The 16,573-nt window shown below is 71.1% G+C and carries 14 protein-coding genes; 4 read left to right on the top strand and 10 right to left on the bottom strand.

The window, feature by feature from the left end; translation table 11 throughout:
* Window positions 1-225: 225 nt before the first annotated feature.
* Together ACWEPG_RS19620 and ACWEPG_RS19615 are read right to left on the bottom strand one after the other, a co-directional pair.
* Window positions 226-519, bottom strand: a complete 294-nt coding sequence (locus ACWEPG_RS19620; RefSeq protein WP_452595071.1) for a hypothetical protein — start codon at window positions 517-519, stop codon at window positions 226-228.
* Window positions 520-707: 188 nt separating this feature from the next.
* A complete protein-coding gene (locus tag ACWEPG_RS19615; protein ID WP_452595070.1) occupies window positions 708-1,175 on the bottom strand; it encodes a winged helix-turn-helix transcriptional regulator in 468 nt (155 codons plus the stop codon).
* 52 nt (window positions 1,176-1,227) lie between these two features.
* Between ACWEPG_RS19615 and ACWEPG_RS19610 the strand changes: the two genes are divergently transcribed.
* The 4 genes from ACWEPG_RS19610 (at window position 1,228) to ACWEPG_RS19595 (ending at window position 5,022) form a co-directional block, all read left to right on the top strand.
* Complete coding sequence (locus tag ACWEPG_RS19610; RefSeq protein ID WP_450115788.1) at window positions 1,228-1,653, top strand: PaaI family thioesterase; 426 nt, start codon at window positions 1,228-1,230, stop codon at window positions 1,651-1,653.
* A gap of 18 nt (window positions 1,654-1,671) precedes the next feature.
* Entirely contained in the window at window positions 1,672-2,385 is a 714-nt protein-coding gene (locus ACWEPG_RS19605; protein ID WP_450115789.1) for a transglutaminase domain-containing protein, read from the top strand.
* A 95-nt stretch (window positions 2,386-2,480) separates the two neighbouring features.
* A complete protein-coding gene (locus ACWEPG_RS19600) occupies window positions 2,481-3,134 on the top strand; it encodes an LppP/LprE family lipoprotein (protein ID WP_452595069.1) in 654 nt (217 codons plus the stop codon).
* 136 nt (window positions 3,135-3,270) lie between these two features.
* The gene (locus ACWEPG_RS19595) at window positions 3,271-5,022 is read left to right on the top strand and encodes an NTP transferase domain-containing protein (RefSeq protein ID WP_452595068.1); all 1,752 of its coding nucleotides are present in this window, start codon (window positions 3,271-3,273) and stop codon (window positions 5,020-5,022) included.
* Here the strand turns inward: ACWEPG_RS19595 and ACWEPG_RS19590 are convergent.
* The 8 genes from ACWEPG_RS19590 to ACWEPG_RS19555 form a co-directional block, all read right to left on the bottom strand.
* Window positions 4,964-5,746, bottom strand: a complete 783-nt coding sequence (locus ACWEPG_RS19590; protein WP_450115792.1) for a sirohydrochlorin chelatase — start codon at window positions 5,744-5,746, stop codon at window positions 4,964-4,966. The genes ACWEPG_RS19595 and ACWEPG_RS19590 overlap by 59 nt on opposite strands.
* Entirely contained in the window at window positions 5,743-6,960 is a 1,218-nt protein-coding gene (locus ACWEPG_RS19585; protein WP_450115793.1) for a uroporphyrinogen-III synthase, read from the bottom strand. The genes ACWEPG_RS19590 and ACWEPG_RS19585 overlap by 4 nt, the downstream gene beginning before the upstream one ends.
* A gap of 8 nt (window positions 6,961-6,968) precedes the next feature.
* A complete protein-coding gene (gene nirD, locus ACWEPG_RS19580; RefSeq protein ID WP_450134823.1) occupies window positions 6,969-7,388 on the bottom strand; it encodes a nitrite reductase small subunit NirD in 420 nt (139 codons plus the stop codon).
* 103 nt (window positions 7,389-7,491) lie between these two features.
* Window positions 7,492-10,026 carry a nitrite reductase large subunit NirB gene (nirB, locus tag ACWEPG_RS19575; RefSeq protein WP_450115795.1) on the bottom strand — a complete coding sequence of 845 codons (2,535 nt, stop codon included), beginning with the start codon at window positions 10,024-10,026 and terminating at the stop codon, window positions 7,492-7,494.
* A complete protein-coding gene (locus tag ACWEPG_RS19570; protein ID WP_452595067.1) occupies window positions 10,023-11,522 on the bottom strand; it encodes an NAD(P)/FAD-dependent oxidoreductase in 1,500 nt (499 codons plus the stop codon). Before ACWEPG_RS19570 ends, nirB begins: the two co-directional genes overlap by 4 nt.
* Window positions 11,519-13,660, bottom strand: coding sequence for a molybdopterin oxidoreductase family protein (locus ACWEPG_RS19565; RefSeq protein ID WP_450115797.1), 2,142 nt, complete (start codon window positions 13,658-13,660; stop codon window positions 11,519-11,521). The genes ACWEPG_RS19570 and ACWEPG_RS19565 overlap by 4 nt, the downstream gene beginning before the upstream one ends.
* 12 nt (window positions 13,661-13,672) lie before the next feature.
* The gene (locus ACWEPG_RS19560) at window positions 13,673-15,106 is read right to left on the bottom strand and encodes an MFS transporter (protein WP_452595184.1); all 1,434 of its coding nucleotides are present in this window, start codon (window positions 15,104-15,106) and stop codon (window positions 13,673-13,675) included.
* A 172-nt stretch (window positions 15,107-15,278) separates the two neighbouring features.
* Window positions 15,279-16,565 carry a CynX/NimT family MFS transporter gene (locus ACWEPG_RS19555; RefSeq protein WP_450115814.1) on the bottom strand — a complete coding sequence of 429 codons (1,287 nt, stop codon included), beginning with the start codon at window positions 16,563-16,565 and terminating at the stop codon, window positions 15,279-15,281.
* Window positions 16,566-16,573 lie beyond the last annotated feature (8 nt).

Below are 16,573 nucleotides of genomic sequence, written 5' to 3'. Positions count from 1 at the left end.
GGTCCGTCAGATTCCAAAAGTATTGCTGCGCAAAGAGATTACTGCGTCCTCGACGCCATGACCGGTGAATCGCCGCAATCGCCGAGGTGTTCACCGCCGCGACCGGCGGCGGCGAACCCCTTTCCGCCGCTGCGCACCTCGCATCCCGAGCGACATGCACTGCGTCCGCCGGCCGGGTCCGTTCGACCAAGGCCCGCCCGGGCAGCCCCAACCTCGACCGAGCCCTCAGAACGTTGCCGGATCCCAGACGAAGAACGGTAGGGGCACGACAACCTGCGCCCGGTTGATTCGGTGTTTGTTGCCCCAGGGATCGACCTGATAGATCTCGGTGACGCCGTGCCATGACGCGCAGTGCATGTTCGCCGTGCCGAACGGGCTGAGTACGACGTTCATGGTGCGCGAAGCCGGCTCCCACGGAAGTCGGAACTGGTTGCTGCACGGCCGGTACTGCCCGAAGCTGCCGAAATCCTGAGCGGCCGCCGGCTGAGCGAGAGCGCCACCCAAGCCGACGGCCAGCACGGAAGCTGCGACAAACCCTGAGTACCTCATCCAGCCCAACCCCCGAGTACGTAGTAGTTGGTCTGTTTTTCGGCCCTGGAATCGGGAGCGTTACCCACGGCCGTTTCCTGAAGTGGTCGCCGACCGTGATCCTTTCGGCTTTCCGGGTCGGCCGGAGGCCCGGCAACCGCCCTCTCCGGGCGCCGACGTCACCCCGCAAGCGGGCGCGCGCCCGGACCGGGAACGCCGATCGTCTCGCGCGCCGTGAGCCCCTCCTCCCCGACCGGCCGCACCACCGCGTGCACGGGCAGACCGGTCGCACGTTCGCGGACCTCGATGCCGGGGCCGCGGTCGTCGGCGCAGTAACGGTCGCCCCACTGCAACAGCGAGATCAGCACGGGCAGCAGGTCCATGCCCTTCTCGGTGAGCCGGTACTCTTTGCGGGCGCGGCTGCCCTCCTCACGGTAGGACTCCACCCGCAGCACCCCGGCGGCCACCAATTTCCTGAGCCGGTCGGCCAGGACGGACTCGGACATCCCGATGTGGCGGCGCATGTCGTCGAAGCGGCGGACGCCGTTGAAGGCCTCGCGCAGGATCACCATCGTCCACTTCTCGCCGATCACGTCGAGGGTGCGCTGCACCGAGCAGTTCTCGGTGCTCATCTCCAGCCACTCCATGGTCGCCATACTAGTGGTTGCTAACTTCTAATTCAGCAGTTAGCTTCGAGGCATGTCCTCCACCGATTTCGTCGCGGACGTCGCGTCCCGCCCCGAGAGCAAGTTCGTCGCCGCGGCAGGCCTGATCGTCGACGAGGCCACCGGCAGCCGTGTCACCGGCCACATCGACCTGTCCGCGGACCACCACACCCCGTGGGGCGTCGTGCACGGCGGCCTGTACGCGACCGCGGTCGAATCCGCGGCGAGCATCGGTGCCAGCGCCGCCGTCGCCGACCGCGGCCAGTTCGCGGTCGGTGTCCACAACGGCACCGACTTCCTGCGATCCTCGACCGGCGGCGAACGCGCCCTCGTCGTCGCTGAGCCGCTGCAGCAGGGCCGTGTGCAACAGCTGTGGCTGGTCACGATCACCAACGAGCAGACCGGAAAGGCCCTCGCCCGGGGCCAGGTTCGGCTGCAGAACGTGCCGCTCCCGGGCTGACCGGGATAGCGTCGCGCAATGACGTGCACCCTGGTCACCCCCTGGCGTGGCCGTGACCTGCCCGGGGTCGACGCTCCCGCGCGCGGGGGTGTCGACCCGACCGCCATTCTCGACTGGCGCCACCCCGCCTTCGACGCCCTCCCGCGACGCACGGCCGGCGAATTCGAGTCCGCTCTCCTGCGCGCCGTGCACCGGGCGGTCGGCGCCCGGGTCGCCGCGGTGTACGGGCTCGACGACACCCAGCCGTCGTCCGTCACCCTCGCCCGCGCCGCCGGGTCCTGCAGCCAGCGCCTGGCGGTGGTGGAGGCATGCGCCCGGCGGGCGGGCATCGCCACCCGTGTCGAGGGCCTCGTGCTGCGCGGTGAGTTCTGGTATCCGCGATTCCGGCACCTGAGGCCGTTCGTCCCGGACCGGGTGCTGCTCGCCTGGCCGAGTTTCCTGGTCGACGGCGAGTGGACCGACGCGTCGGTCGTGTTCTCCGACTCCGGGTGCGCGGCACCGCTGCCGTTCACCAACAGCGGCGAGGAAACCCTGTTCGACGCCGCCGCGCGCTCCCCCATCAGCTGGACCGCCACCAGTTCCCCTTCGTGTCTGGACCTTTCAGGTGCAGTGCTGCAGTCACTCGGCACCTTCGACTCCCGCGACGAGCTGTTCGCGACGTACGGACAGACCCTGCGCCCACTCGTCCTGGCCACGATCGACCCGGTGTTCCGCCGTCGCCGCGCACGCTGACCCGCGCGGCGACACGCCTTCCCACGACTGACTACGCGCCGCCATACCCGGCCCGGCATATCGTCGGGCAGACCAACGGACACACGGGAGCCGGTATGAAACCCACCCTCGCCGCGGTCGCGGGCGCGGCACTCCTCCTCGCGGCGGTCGCCGGTTGCGGCGACGACGTCGGCTCGGGCACGGTGACGACACACCCGGTCACGACGGACCCGACAGCCACGACCATCACGGCCGCGACGAGTGCCGAGGAGGCGAGCGAGCAGACCGCGCCGCCGCAGCCCTCCGCGTCGCCCACCACCGCACCGCCCGCGGCCGCGAGCCCGATCAGCGGCAACGGCCTGTGTCTGGACCCGACCTCGTCCGGTGTCGCCGACGCGCTGGCCTCACTCGGCCCCGATGACACCTCGTGGATCGTCGACCGGGCCGACCCCGCCGCGATCGGGAACTGCCCCGAACTGCTCTGGTTGATCGCGACACCCGGCGGCGCCACCGCGAGTACCCCGGAACACGTCGTGTTCTTCCACGACGGCCGGTTCCTCGGCACCGCGACGTCGGAGCCGTACTCCTACACCTCCGTCGCCGGGTCCACCGCGGACACGGTGACCGTGCAGTACAGGTGGTTGGGACCGGGCGACGCGAACTGCTGCCCGTCCGGCGGTCCGGCGACGGTCGACTACCGGTGGGACGGTGGCACGGTCGTGATGCAGCAACCTCTTCCTCAGGCGATGCTCGACTCGTACGGCCACTGAATCCAGGGGCGCGGAGACCGCGGCGTGGTCGCGTCGGCGATCGTCGCGTCGAACTCGCGGTCACCGCCTCTCCGACGTACACCGGTGCGTGGGCGGCGAGAAGGTGCACCGGGAGCGACCGTGCGACGATGGACCGATGAGCGCCGAAAGGTTTGACGCCATTGTCCTCGCCGGCGGGTCCGGCACCCGGATGGGCGGCGTGGACAAGCCCGCGATCGAGGTCGGTGGCCGCAGCATGCTGGCCACCGCGCTCGCGGCCGTCGAGGACGCAGAGGTCACCGTCGTCGTCGGTCCGCCTCGCACCGAACTCGATTCGGCCGTCGTCCAGGTCCAGGAATCTCCACGCGGCGCGGGACCGGTGGCGGCCCTCGCCGCCGGACTGCGTGAGGTCGGGAACAGCCCGATCGTCGTGGTGCTGGCCGCCGACCTTCCGGCACTGACCGCGGAGGCGGTCGACCGTCTGTGTGAGGCCGTCGACACCTCGAGCGCCGACGCCGCCTTCGCAGTGGACGAATCCGGCCGCGTGCAATTCCTTCTCGGGGTGTGGCGGACAGCCGCGCTGACCGCGCGGCTCGCCGCACTCGACGGGCTGCCCAACCAGCCGATGAAGTCGCTCGTACCCGACAACGTGACGACAGTGGCAATGACGGACATCTCCGACTGCGACACCGAAGCCGATCTCCTCGCCGCACGCGCGCGGGCCGCCGACGCACCGGTGTCGATCGCCGATGCCCGCGAGGCCGTCCGCCGCCGGATCGAGACACTGCCCGCACTCGAACTGCCGCCGCTGGACGCGATCGGGGGCGTCCTCGCGCAACCACTGATCGCCGCCGACGCGCTGCCCCGGGTCGACGTGTCGGCGATGGACGGGTACGCGGTGTCCGGGCCCGGACCGTGGCGTCTCGACGACGCCGTGCGCTACGCGGGCTCCTCGGACGAGGTGGTCCTCGACCCCGGGCACGCGGTGCGGATCGCCACCGGTGCGCACCTGCCGACCGGCGCCACCGCCGTGATCCGTGACGAGCACGTCGATCTCGACGGACAGACACTCTCGCGCGCCGCCGACGCCCCCGACCGGGACGACACCCGGCGCCGCGGTGAGGACTGGGCACCCGGAACGTCACTGGCCGTGGGCGGTACCCCCGTCACCGCCGCGCTCGCCTCGCTCGCCCGTAGCGCGGAGGTCACCGAACTGCTGGTTCGGGGTCCGGTGCGCGCGCATGTCGTCGTCACCGGTGACGAGATCCGCCGCGACGGACCACTGCGCGACGGGCAGACCCGCGACTCCCTCGGACCCGTTCTGCCCCATTATCTTTCGTGGTGCGGACTGCACACTGCCACCGACACCCACCTCCGGGACACCGTCGGCGGTTTCGACGAACTGCTCGCCGCGGGGTCCACCGACACCGATGTCATCGTCATCGTCGGCGCCACCGGCGGTGGCGCCGCAGACCACCTGCGCCGGGCACTGGACCGAGCGGGCGCCCGGACGGTGGTGAGCCGGGTGCGGTGCCGGCCCGGGGGCTCACAGATCGTCGCGTCGCTGCCGGACGATCGGGTCGTCCTCGGACTACCCGGCAACCCCTTCGCCGCGGTGGCGACGGTCCTGCTCACCGCGCCGGCCGTGACCGCCGCCCTGACCGGAGCTCCGCGGCCGGTGCCGGTCACCGGGGTGATCGCCAACGGCGCAGAACTCGCGCCCGCCGGAAGTCGCGGGGACACCCCCCGGATCGTGCCGGTCACCCGGCGGCCCGACGGCAGCTGGCGCGGCGTCAATCAGGTGCGCACCGCACACCTGGGGGCGCTCGTCGGGGCCGAGGCCCTCGCGGTCATCGAACCGGCAACACCCGACGGAGGAGTCGTGGAACTGCTTCCGTTGCCACGCTGACGGTGGAACGCGGCTGCGCCGCAGCGGCTTCGACGGCCGAGACTCCCGCCCGGTAGCGCGCCACCAGCAGGCGCACCAACGCCGGGTGCACGCCGAGCGGTTCGGCGACCCCGTCCGCACCGGCCTCCCCGAGCCTGGTGTGGAACAGCCCGTGCGCCAACAGGTACGACGCGACGAACACCCGACGCCCCGACGCCTCGCGCACCCGGCGGACCACGTCGGGGACCCGCGGTTGCGCGGTTGCGGCATAGCCGATCTCGACCCGGTCACCGGTCAGCTCGGCGAGCATCGCCGCCGCCCGCTGCACGTCCGCGAGCGCGCGGGGATCCGACGAGCCGGCCGCGGCGAGCACCACCGCGTCGCCGCGTCGCCACCCGGCCTCGCGGAGCCGCTCGCGCAACACCAGCGCCAGCACCGGGTCCGGTCCGAGCGCCGGGGTGACGTGGGCGGCCGGGTGCCCCGACTCGGCGACCTCGCGCGGGACATCGCTGTGCACGTGGTACCCGGACGCCAGGAAGGCGGGCACCACGACGGCGGGCCCACCCAGATCACGCAGCACCTCCGCCGGAGACGGGCCAAGCACGTCGACGAACGCAACCCGGGTGATGCCGACCGATGCCGAGACCTCCTCCGCGAGCGCCGCGACCAGGTCGACGCCACGGGTCGAGCGGGTGCCGTGAGCGACGAGCACCAGCGCCGGCCGGCACCGGTCGCGCCGGCTCACGACCGCTTCCCGTCGTCGTCGCCGCAGTCGGCGGGATCGATCGCGAGCCGGTAGCCGCGTTTCACGACGGTCTGCACGATCTTCGGCGCCCCGAGGCAGGACCGCAGCCGCGCGATCGCCGTCTCCACGGCATGGGTGTCGCCCCCGCCGCCGGGCAGCACCGCAAGGAGTTCCTCACGGGAGACGACCCGACCGGGGCGCCGCGCGAGCGTGCGCATCAGCGCCATCGCGGCGGGCGCGAGCTGACGTACCTCGCCGTCCACGACGACGCACCCGCCGCGCACACTCAACTCGTGCCCGGCGGCGTTCACCTTCATCGCACGACGGGGCAGTTCCTCGGCGATGTGCCGGGCCAGGGAGCCGAGCCTGGCCCGCCCCGGCATCGTGGTGCGCACGCCGAGTGCCTCGAGCGGAGCGGCGGTCACCGGACCGACACACACCGCGATCACCCGACCTCCGAACGCGGCCAACAGCGGGTCGACGAGACCGATCTCCTTGGCGCGCATCAACATCGCCGCGACTGCGGGTGCACTGGTGAAGCTGACCGCATCCAGACCGCCACCGACGGTCAGCTCGATCAACCGATCCATCGCGCTCTGGTCGTCCGGCGGGGTCCACCGGTAGACGGGGACGGGGACGACCTCGGCGCCGGCCAGTCGGAGCACCTCGCAGAAGTCGGGCAGCGGCTCCCACTCCGTTGTGGCACCGTGCAGCTGCACGGCGATCCGCTTGCCCTCCACCCCCTCACCGAGCAGGTGGTCGAGCACCTCTGCCGAGGACTCCGACGCCGGCGACCATTCCTCGCGCAGGTCAGCGGCGCGGATGGCGCCCTTGGCCTTGGGGCCGCGGGCGAGAATCCTGGACCGGCCGAGCGCCTGTCCCAGGTCCTCGGCCAGACCCCAGCCGTCGGCCGCCTCCATCCATCCGCGGAAACCGATCCCAGTGGTCGCCACCGTGATCTCCGCGGGCCGCTCGATCAACTCCCTGCTCACCCGTTCCAGCTCGGCGTCGTCGACGAGCGGGATGATGCGGATCGCCGCGGCCTGTACGACCGTTGCGCCCCGCCGGGTGAGCAGGGTGGTGAACTCTTCGGAACGCCGGGCCGCGGTCACCCCGATCGTGAACCCCTTCAGCGGGTCACCGCCGGGGGTCCGGAGCGGTTCGCCACCGGAAACACCGAGCGGCTCGCCGCGGGAAGCCTGTGCCTGTGCCATCGCCGTCGTCACGCGGTGCCCACACCGGCCTGCAGCGGGCTGTGCACCTGCACGACACCGCCCCAGACCCGCACGTCGTAGACGGGCAGCCGCATCTCTTCATCGTCGAGGCAGCGGCCGTCGACGAGCGAGAAAACCTGTTTGAGCAGCGGTGACGCGACCGTCGGTTCCCCGGCCCGGTCCCCCACCAGCCCGCGGGACATCACCGCGGCGCGGCCGAACGGGTCGATGTTGCCGACCGCGCGCAGCGTGCCGTCGTCGAGCAGGAACAGCGCCACCTGCTCGCCTCCGCGAAGCAGCACCGCCACGCCCAGCCCCGGGATGAGGCGGCTCAGCGGGCACGCCGAGGTCCATTCGAGTCGTCCGTCGGCGACGCTGTCGCGCCCCGATCCGGTGACGGTCTGCGCATGTGAATCGATAACGGTCATCGGCCGTCCTCCCTGTAACAGCAGGTCTTCATTTCTACGGAGCTGGTGTTACCCCGGCGTTAAGGCACGATTCCCTCGCGGTAAGCAGCGGGCGGGGCTGCGGCTACCGGGGCATCGCGGGCAGACCCATCAGCACCGGGACCTTGCGGACTCCGGATTCGTCGAACGCGACCGTCGGGTCGGCTTCCTCGGGCGCGTTGACGAAGGAGACGAACCGCGACAGCTTCTCCGGGTCGTCGAGTACGCCCGCCCACTCGTCCCGGTAGCCGTCGACGTGCTTGGCCATCGCCGCCTCCAGCTCCTCGGCGATGCCGAGGCTGTCCTCGCAGACCACCTCCCTGAGGTGGTCCAGTCCACCGTCCATCGCCTCCACCCACGGCGCGGTGCGCTGCAACCGGTCCGCGGTGCGGATGTAGAACATCAGGTACCGGTCGATGTACTTGACCAGTGTCTCGTCGTCGAGGCCACCGGCGAGCAGCTGCGCGTGCTTGGGCGACTGGCCACCGTTGCCGCCGACGTAGAGGTTCCAGCCGTTCTCGGTGGCGATGACGCCGACGTCCTTGCCCCGGGCCTCCGCGCACTCGCGGGCGCAGCCGGAGACACCGAACTTGATCTTGTGCGGCGACCGCAGGCCGCGGTACCGGTTCTCCAGGTTCACCGCCATCCCCACCGAGTCCTGCACGCCGTACCGGCACCAGGTGGAGCCGACGCAGCTCTTCACGGTGCGCAACGACTTGCCGTACGCCTGACCGGATTCCATGCCCGCGTCGACCAGCCGCTTCCAGATCGCCGGCAGCTGCTCGACCCGGGCGCCGAACAGGTCGATCCGCTGGCCGCCGGTGACCTTGGTGTACAGCCCGAAGTCGCGGGCCACCTCGCCGATCACGATCAGTTGCTCCGGGGTGCACTCCCCACCGGGCATCCGCGGCACCACCGAGTAGGTGCCGTTCTTCTGGATGTTGGCAAGGAAGTGGTCATTGGTGTCCTGGAGGCCCGCCTGCTGGCGGTGCAGGATGTGATCCGAGTCCGTGGAGGCGAGGATCGACGCCACCACCGGCTTGCAGATGTCGCAGCCGGATCCCTTTCCGTACTTGGTGATCAGCGCGGAGAAGGTGCGGGTGCCGGTGGCCTGCACGATCTCGAACAGTTCCGCCCGCGACTGTTCGAAGTGCTCGCACAGCGCCTTGCTCATCACCACACCCGACGACGCGAGCAGCTGCTTGATCGTCGGCAGGCAGCCACCGCAGGTGGTGCCGGCGTTGGTGCAGGACTTGACCGCGGCGATGTCGCAGGCGCCTTCGGCGATGGCACCGCAGATCGAGCCCTTGGTAACGCCGTTGCACGAGCAGACCTCGGCGTCGTCGGGCAGCGCCCCGGCGCCCGGCTTCTCGCCTGCCGGCGAGATCAGCGCGGCCGGGTCACCCGGCAGCTCACGACCGACCAATGGCCGCAACGAGGCGTAGGCCGACGCGTCTCCGACGAGAACGCCGCCGAGCAGTGTCTTCGCGTCGTCGGAGACCACGAGCTTGGCATAGGTGCCCTTCGCCGCATCGGAGAGCACCACCTCGAGTGCACCGGCGGTCCGGGCGTGCGCGTCGCCGAAACTCGCGACGTCGACTCCCATCAGCTTCAGCTTGGTCGACAGGTCGGCGCCCGGGAATTCCGCTGCACCGCCGAGCATCCGGTCCGCCACGACCTCGGCGGTGGTGTAGCCGGGAGCGACCAGGCCGTAACAGGTGCCCTCGACGGCCGCGCACTCGCCGACCGCGTAGATCGACTCGTCGGAGGTGCGGCAGCCGAGGTCGGTGAGGATGCCGCCGCGCTCCCCGACATCGAGGCCGGCGTCCCGCGCGAGCTGGTCCCGCGGGCGGACGCCGGCGGAGAACACGAGCAGCGCCGCGTCGATGACCGACCCGTCGGAGAGCTCAACGCTCAGGCCCGCCGGCCCCTCGGTGATCGCCGCGGTACCGACACCGGTGTGCACGGCCACCCCGAGGCTCTCGACAAGTCGGGCCAGCAGCGCGCCGCCGCCCTCGTCGACCTGCAACGGCATCAGCCGCGGCGCGAACTCCACCACGTGCGGGGTCATCCCCATGAGCCGCAACGCGTTCGCGGCCTCGAGACCGAGCAGGCCGCCGCCGACCACGACACCGACCGCACCGGGACCGGCCGCCTCGGCGCGGGCGCGGATGCCGTCCAGGTCGTCCAGGGTGCGGTACACGAAGCACTCGGGCCGGTCGTGCCCGGGGACCGGCGGCACGAACGCGTACGAGCCGGTGGCCATCACCAGGGCGTCGTAGGCCAGGGTGTCGCCTGCCGAGGTGGTGATCGTGCGGGCCGCGCGGTCGATGGTGTCGGCGCGGACGCCGGTCCGCAGGTCGACCAGGTCGTCGCCGGCGTAGTCGTTGCCTGCGAGTGCGAGTTCCTTGGGGTCCCAGGTTCCGACGTACGAGGACAGGCCGACCCGGTCGTAGGCGGGTAGCGCTTCCTCGCACAGGACGGTGACGTTCCACTGCCCCGCCTCGTCGCGCGCCCGCAACGCCTCCACGAACCGGTGTCCGACCATTCCGTGGCCAACCACGACGACGGACCGAGCACTCGTAACAGACCTGGCACTCGCAACAGACTGGGGGCTCATGCCGCACCTTCTTCCTCGATCGATCCTGTGACGCTGTCTTCGGTGTCCTGCGGGTCCGAGTTGCGCAGCCATTCGCAGATGCCCTGCACCGCCGAGCTGCAGCCGCCGCAGCCGGTGGTCGCGCGGGTCGCGGTGGCCATCGCGGCGACCGTCCGCGCGCCCTGCTTCCACGAGCCGGTCAGCTGTGCCTTGGTGACCGAGTTGCATCGGCAGATCACCGCGGATCCGGGCATGCCTGCGGGGCTGGCGATCTCGCCGCCCGTGCCGGAGCCGCGGCCGATCAGCAGCGACATCCGGTCCGCCGGGACCGGCAGCCGGGCGTCGAACAACTGGGTCAGTGTGCCCACGACGTCCGGGTTGCCCAGCAGTACCGCTCCGACGACTCGGTCGTCGCGGACGACGAGCTTCGCGTACCGGCCGCGGGTGGGGTCGGCGACGGTGAGCACCTCGCTGTGCGCGGAGTGCAGGTCGGCGTCGATCTCCCCCATCGACGCCAGGTCGATGTCGTGGGCCTTGAGCCGGGTGACGTTCGCGGTGCCGTCGTAGCGGGCCGCGGCGTCCTTGCCCGCCAGGCGCTCCGCGACGACCCCGGCCTGTTCCCATCCCGGTTGCACGAGGCCGTAGACCTCGCCGCGGTGCTGCGCGCACTCGCCGATCGCGGAGACGTGCGGCACGCTGGTGCGCAGGTGGTCGTCGACCACGATCGCCTGATCGACGTGGATCCCGGCGCCCCGGGCCAACTCGACCTCGGGCCGGATCCCTGCGGAGAGCACCAGCAGCTCGGCGGGCAGCCGGGTGCCGTCGTCGAGGACCACCGCGTCGACGTCGCGGGCAACGGCCCGCCTGCCGAGGACCACGGTCATGCCGAGCTCGGTGAGTACCCGCACCAGCACGGCGCCTGCCCCTGCATCGAGCTGGCGTTCCATCGGAAAGTCCTTGGGGTGCAACACGGTCACGTCCATGCCGCGCAGCAGGAGCCCGCGCGCGGCCTCGAGGCCGAGCAGCCCGGCGCCGAGCACGACGGCCTTCCCGCCGCTCTCGGCGGCGGCGGCGATCTGCTCGCAGTCGCCGATGGTGCGGAACGCCGCCACACCGTCGGCGAGGGTTCCGTCCGGGAGCACCGCACCCTCGATCGGCGGCAGGAAGGATCGGCTGCCGGTCGCGAGAATCAGCTCGTCGTAGCCGAGCTCGCGGCCGTCGTCGCACCCGACGGTGCGGGTCTCGGTGTCGACGCCGGTGACGTGGACGCCCGAGCGCACCTCGATGCCCTGCCGGTCCCACCAGCCGTCCGGCTTGAGCCGCGTGTCGCGGGCGGTGATCGATCCGGCGAGCACGTTCGACAGCAGGATCCGGTTGTAGGCGGGGTGCGGCTCGCCGCCGATCACCACGATCTCCAGCCGGGCATGCTCGGGGTCTCGTCGCCGCAGCTCCTCGGCGACACGGGAACCGGCCATCCCGTTGCCCACCACCACGATTCGCTTCCGGTCCGTACTCATGCCACCGCCTCCTTTTCGGCTGCCGGCTCGAGCGTCACCGCGCACGCCTTGAACTCCGGCATCCGGCTGGTCGGGTCCAGCGCCGGGTTGGTCAGCAGGTTCGCCCGCTCGTCGCCCGCGAAGTGGAACGGCAGGAACACCGTGTCCAGGCGCATCCCGTCGTCGCAGCGGACCGTCGCGAGCACCCTGCCGCGGCGGCTGCGCACCGCCGCCATCCGACCGTCGACCAGGCCCATCCGGGTGGCGGTGTCCGGGTGCATCTGCACGAACATCGGGCCCGCGGCGGCCGAGAGTTCGGCGATCCGGCGGGTCTGCGCACCGGACTGGTAATGCGCGAGCACCCGGCCGGTGGTTGCCACGAGCGGGTAGTCGGGGTCGACGGACTCGGCGGGTCCGTCGTGTTCGACGGCCACGAACCGGGCCCGGCCGTCGTCGGTGGCGAAGCGGTCCAGGAACACTCGCGGTGTGCCGGGGTGGGCGCCGTCCTCGTCGGTGCCTGCCGGGCACGGCCAGTACAGTGCCTCGTCGGCGTCCAGCCGTTCGTAGCTGACACCGGAGTAGTCGGCGATGCCGCCGGCGGACGCGGCGCGCAGCTCCTCGAACACGACTCCGGGGTCGGTGGGGAATCGCCCCTCGGGCTGGCCGAGGCGGCGCGCCAGCTCCGCCCACACCTCGAGTTCCGAACGTGCTCCGGCGGGGGCGGGAACGGCGGCTCGGCGACGCAGGACCCGGCCCTCGAGGCTGGTCATGGTGCCCTCCTCCTCCGCCCACTGCAGCACCGGGAGCACCACATCCGCCATCGCCGCGGTCTCGGAGAGCAGGAAGTCGCTCACCACCAACAGATCCAGCGCAGCGAGCCGGTCGGTGACGTGCCCGGCGCGCGGCGCGGACACGGCGAGGTTGGCGCCGTGCACCATCAGCGCCCGCGGACCCTCGGGCGTGCCGAGCGAGTCCAGCAGTTCGTACGCGCTGCGGCCGGGACCGGGCAGCGAGTCGGGGTCCACGCCCCACACCCCGGCGACGTGGGCGCGCGCGGCGGGGTCGGTGATCTTGCGGTAGCCGGGCAGTTGGTCCGCCTTCTGGCCGTGTTCGCGGCCGCCCTGCCCGTTGCCCTGCCCGGTGATCGGGCCGTACCCGCTGCCGCGCCGGCCGGGCAGCCCCAACGCGAGCGCCAGGTTGATCACCGCGGAAACGGTGTCCGTGCCGGTCGCGTGCTGCTCGGCCCCGCGGGCGGTGAGGATGTACGAGCCCGAGTCGGATTGCCTTGCCCGCCAGAGAATCTCGACCGTCCTGCGCAGCAGCGCGACGGACACCCCGGTGACCCGCTCGGTCCGCTCCGGCCACCACTGCGCGGCCGCGAGCCAGGCGTCGTCGAAACCCTCCGTGCGCTCGGCGATGTAGCCGCGGTCGATCCGGCCGTCGAGAACGGCGATGTGCAGCAGACCCAACGCGAGGGGCAGATCGGTGCCGGGCCGCAACTGCAGGTGGATGCCCCCGCCGGCGAGCGCCCGCTCCACGGTCGCGGTCCGTCGCGGATCCGCGACGATCAGGCCGCCGGCCTCGGCGGCCGCCGCGAGATGTCCGAGGAAGGGCGGCATCGTCTCCGCGACATTCCCCCCGAGCACCAGGATGGCGCGAGCGGAGGTGAGATCGCGCACCGGGAACGGCAGGCCGCGGTCGAGGCCGAACGCCTTGCCCGCCGCCGCGGCCGCGGAAGACATGCAGAACCGCCCGTTGTAGTCGATGTTCGAGGTACCGAGTGCGACACGAGCGAACTTGCCCAGGAGATAGGCCTTTTCGTTGGTCAGCCCCCCGCCGCCGAAGATCGCGACCGCATCCCTGCCCGCGGCGGCCTGCGCGGCGGCGAAGCCGTCGGCGACGACGTCGAGCGCATGCTCCCACGTGGTGGGCCGCAGCCGACCACCCCGCCGCATCAGCGGGGCGGTCAGCCGATTCGGGTTGCGCAGCAGTTCCGCGCTGGTCCAGCCCTTCTGGCACAGCCCACCCCGGTTGGTGGGAAAGCTGCGGCCGGTGACGGCCGCCGTGGCTCCGGGAGTCGCGGAGGCAGAATCACGCGAGATCGTCATCGCGCACTGCAGCCCGCAGTAGGGACAGTGGGTGGGGGTGGAGACCAGCATGTGCGAACCGCCTCAGTCTGTGACCAGTGCCGGGGACTTGGCGTCGGCGGCGTGCGTGCGCTCGGACGGGCGCCGCATGAACACCGCCCAGGTGACGACCATGCAGGCCACGTAGAAGGCGAGGAACACCCAGAACGCCATGGTCGCCGACTTGGCGTCGCTGTTGTAGGACGCGCGGAGCACCAGGTTGATGCCCACACCGCCGAGACCGCCGATGGCGCCGGCGAAGCCGATCAGCGCGCCGGACATGTTCCGCGACCAGGTCGCCTTCTGCTCGGCGTCCAGGTGGTCGAGCCCCTGGGCCTTGGCCTCGAAGATCGACGGAATGATCTTGTAGACGGACCCGTTGCCGAGGCCGGAGAGCAGGAACAGGGCGATGAAGCCGAGCACCAGGGTCACCAGGACACCGGTGCCGGCGGCGCCGGTGGTCCGATCGTCGAGCGTGCTCGCAGTGACCAGGAGTCCGGCGGCCAGGGTCATCGCGGCGAACGTGTACAGGGTGATCTTGCCGCCGCCGATGCGGTCGGCGAGCTTGCCGCCGTACGGGCGCGCGATCGAGCCGAGCAGCGGGCCGATGAACGCGATCTGCGCGGTGTGCAGTGCGGCCTGCGCCGGGCTGTCGCCGCCCGCGAGGAAGTTGATCTGCATGACCTGGCCGAACGCGAAGCTGTATCCGATGAACGAGCCGAAGGTGCCGATGTAGAGGAAGGCGATGACCCACGAGTCACCGAATCGCAGCGTCTGCCCCATCGCCCGGAGGTCGGCCTTCTGGTTGCCCAGGTTGTCCATGAACAGTGCGGCACCGACCGCCGCGACACCGCACAGGGCGAGGTAGATCGCACAGACGATCCACGCCTCGGTGTTGCCGACCGTCGCGATCACCAGCAGGCCGATGAGCTGGACCACAGGCACACCGATGTTGCCGCCGCCGGCGTTGAGCCCGAGCGCCCAGCCCTTCAGTCGCTGCGGGTAGAACGCGTTGATGTTGGTCATCGAGGAGGCGAAGTTGCCGCCGCCGACGCCGGCGAGCGCGGCCACCAGCAGGAACGTCGTGTACGAGAAGCCGGGATTGAGCATCAGGTACAGCGTCGCGAGCAGCGGCACCATCAGCACCAGCGCGCTGAAGACCGTCCAGTTACGGCCACCGAACCGCGCGGTTGCGACGGTGTACGGGATGCGCAGGACCGCCCCGACCAGTGTCGGCACCGCGACGAGGAAGAACTTGCCCGCCGCGTCGATGCCGTAGACGTCGGTCGGCATGAACAGCACCATCACCGACCAGATCGACCAGACCGAGAACCCGACGTGTTCGGCGACCACCGACCAGATCAGGTTGCGCTTGGCGACGTCCTTGCCGCCGGCCTCCCATGCCTCGACGTCCTCCGCGTCCCAGTACGCGATGTGGTGCTTGGGCGTCGACGCGGGCGCGTCGACGCCGACGGTCATTGCCGTGGCGTCGTCCGAACGTGTGGTCACCGGGCCTCCTCGTTGGATTGGATGACCCAGAAACTACGAGCGCGATGTTGCCCCGGTGCTGCCGTCGGTGACCCCGCAATGAACTTGCTCTCACCCCACGTTCAGGCCCGGTGTGAGAACATTTGCGCAGGTGAACGGCGTGTTACGCGGTGTGATCCACGCCTCGGCCCGCATCGGGGGCCCAGCTGTCCTCGAGGAACCGCGGCTTGCACGCCACGTACCCGGCGACCATGACCACCCCGACCGCGACCAGGAGCAGGGCGAACGGCCACGTCCAGCCGCCGGTGAGGTCGTGCAGGACACCGAACATCAGCGGTCCGATGCAGGCCACCGTGTAACCGAGACCCTGCGTGAATCCGGACAGGGCGGCGGAACCGGCGCCGGTGCGGGTGCGCAGGTTGATCAGCGTCAACGACATCGGGAACGTGCTCGGACCGAGGCCGACGGCCACGATCCACAGCAGCGGCGCGGTCATCGGCGCCCACAGCAGTCCGGCGAACCCGATCAGGTAGGCGACCCCACAGGCGAGCACCACCGGGTACGGGTTGGCGATGCGAATGCACAGCGACGGGGCCCCGACCGCGGCGATGAACCCGACCGCGCTGAACAGGGCAACCATGGATCCGCCGAATCCGGCACTCGCGCCGGCCTCGGCGAGGATCTTCGGGATCCAGGTGAACATCGAGTAGGTGATCAGCGACGTCATGCCGAACATCCCGGCCATGCCCCACGCCACCGGCGAACGCCACACCTGTCCCCGCGGCTCCTCGTCCGCGGCGGAAGGCCCCGCGGTGACGTCCCGGGCATCCCGGCCGCGGCGGGAGGCGACCACCGAGATCCAGGGCAGCGCGGCGGCGACCGGAAGCAGGGTCCACACGCCGAGCGAGACCCGCCAGTCGAACGCGTCGGCGAGCGGGACCGCGACCGCGGCCGGCACCATGGTGCCGATCTGCACGCACACGATGTAGACGGTGCTCACCGCCCCGAGCCGGTCGGAGAAGTACCGCTTGACCAGCGGCGGGATCACGACATTGCCGATACCCATGCCGCCGAGCGCGAGCGCGGAGAACACCAGCAACCCGGCCGTCCCGGACATCACCGCGCGGGTTCCCAGTCCGACGGCGGTCATCACCATCGCCGTCAACGCGACCCGTTCGAGCCCGAACCGCACGGTCAGGCGCGGGGTGAGCAGGCCGAACACCGCGAACATCGCGGTCGGCAGCATGCCGAAGACACCGATGACCGTGGAGTCGAAGCCGATCTCGGCCCCGATCTCGTCGAGCAGCGGGGTCAGCGAGGTGACCGCGATACGCAGGGTGAGGGCGGAGAGCACGATCGCGACGAGAACGGTGAGCCGTCCGGCGACCAGGGATCGCGTCGACAGCCCCTGCGTCGACGGTTCCGAGTCGGACCGTCTCGTGTCCTGCACCGCCACCA

The organism is Rhodococcus sp. NPDC004095 (assembly GCF_053604015.1).
The sequence above is the reverse complement of the archived record's forward strand: the minus strand, read 5'-3'. Positions and strand labels throughout refer to the sequence as shown.

Bases quoted from the DNA above. Each gene is read 5' to 3' on its own strand.
- ACWEPG_RS19615 (WP_452595070.1), bottom strand. From the start codon at position 1,175: ATGGAGTGGCTGGAGATGAGCACCGAGAACTGCTCGGTGCAGCGCACC.
- ACWEPG_RS19610 (WP_450115788.1), top strand. From the start codon at position 1,228: ATGTCCTCCACCGATTTCGTCGCGGACGTCGCGTCCCGCCCCGAGAGC.
- ACWEPG_RS19605 (WP_450115789.1), top strand. From the start codon at position 1,672: ATGACGTGCACCCTGGTCACCCCCTGGCGTGGCCGTGACCTGCCCGGG.
- ACWEPG_RS19600 (WP_452595069.1), top strand. From the start codon at position 2,481: ATGAAACCCACCCTCGCCGCGGTCGCGGGCGCGGCACTCCTCCTCGCG.
- ACWEPG_RS19595 (WP_452595068.1), top strand. From the start codon at position 3,271: ATGAGCGCCGAAAGGTTTGACGCCATTGTCCTCGCCGGCGGGTCCGGC.
- ACWEPG_RS19585 (WP_450115793.1), bottom strand. From the start codon at position 6,960: ATGGCACAGGCACAGGCTTCCCGCGGCGAGCCGCTCGGTGTTTCCGGT.
- nirD (WP_450134823.1), bottom strand. From the start codon at position 7,388: ATGACCGTTATCGATTCACATGCGCAGACCGTCACCGGATCGGGGCGC.
- nirB (WP_450115795.1), bottom strand. From the start codon at position 10,026: ATGAGCCCCCAGTCTGTTGCGAGTGCCAGGTCTGTTACGAGTGCTCGG.
- ACWEPG_RS19570 (WP_452595067.1), bottom strand. From the start codon at position 11,522: ATGAGTACGGACCGGAAGCGAATCGTGGTGGTGGGCAACGGGATGGCC.
- ACWEPG_RS19565 (WP_450115797.1), bottom strand. From the start codon at position 13,660: ATGCTGGTCTCCACCCCCACCCACTGTCCCTACTGCGGGCTGCAGTGC.
- ACWEPG_RS19560 (WP_452595184.1), bottom strand. From the start codon at position 15,106: ATGACCGTCGGCGTCGACGCGCCCGCGTCGACGCCCAAGCACCACATC.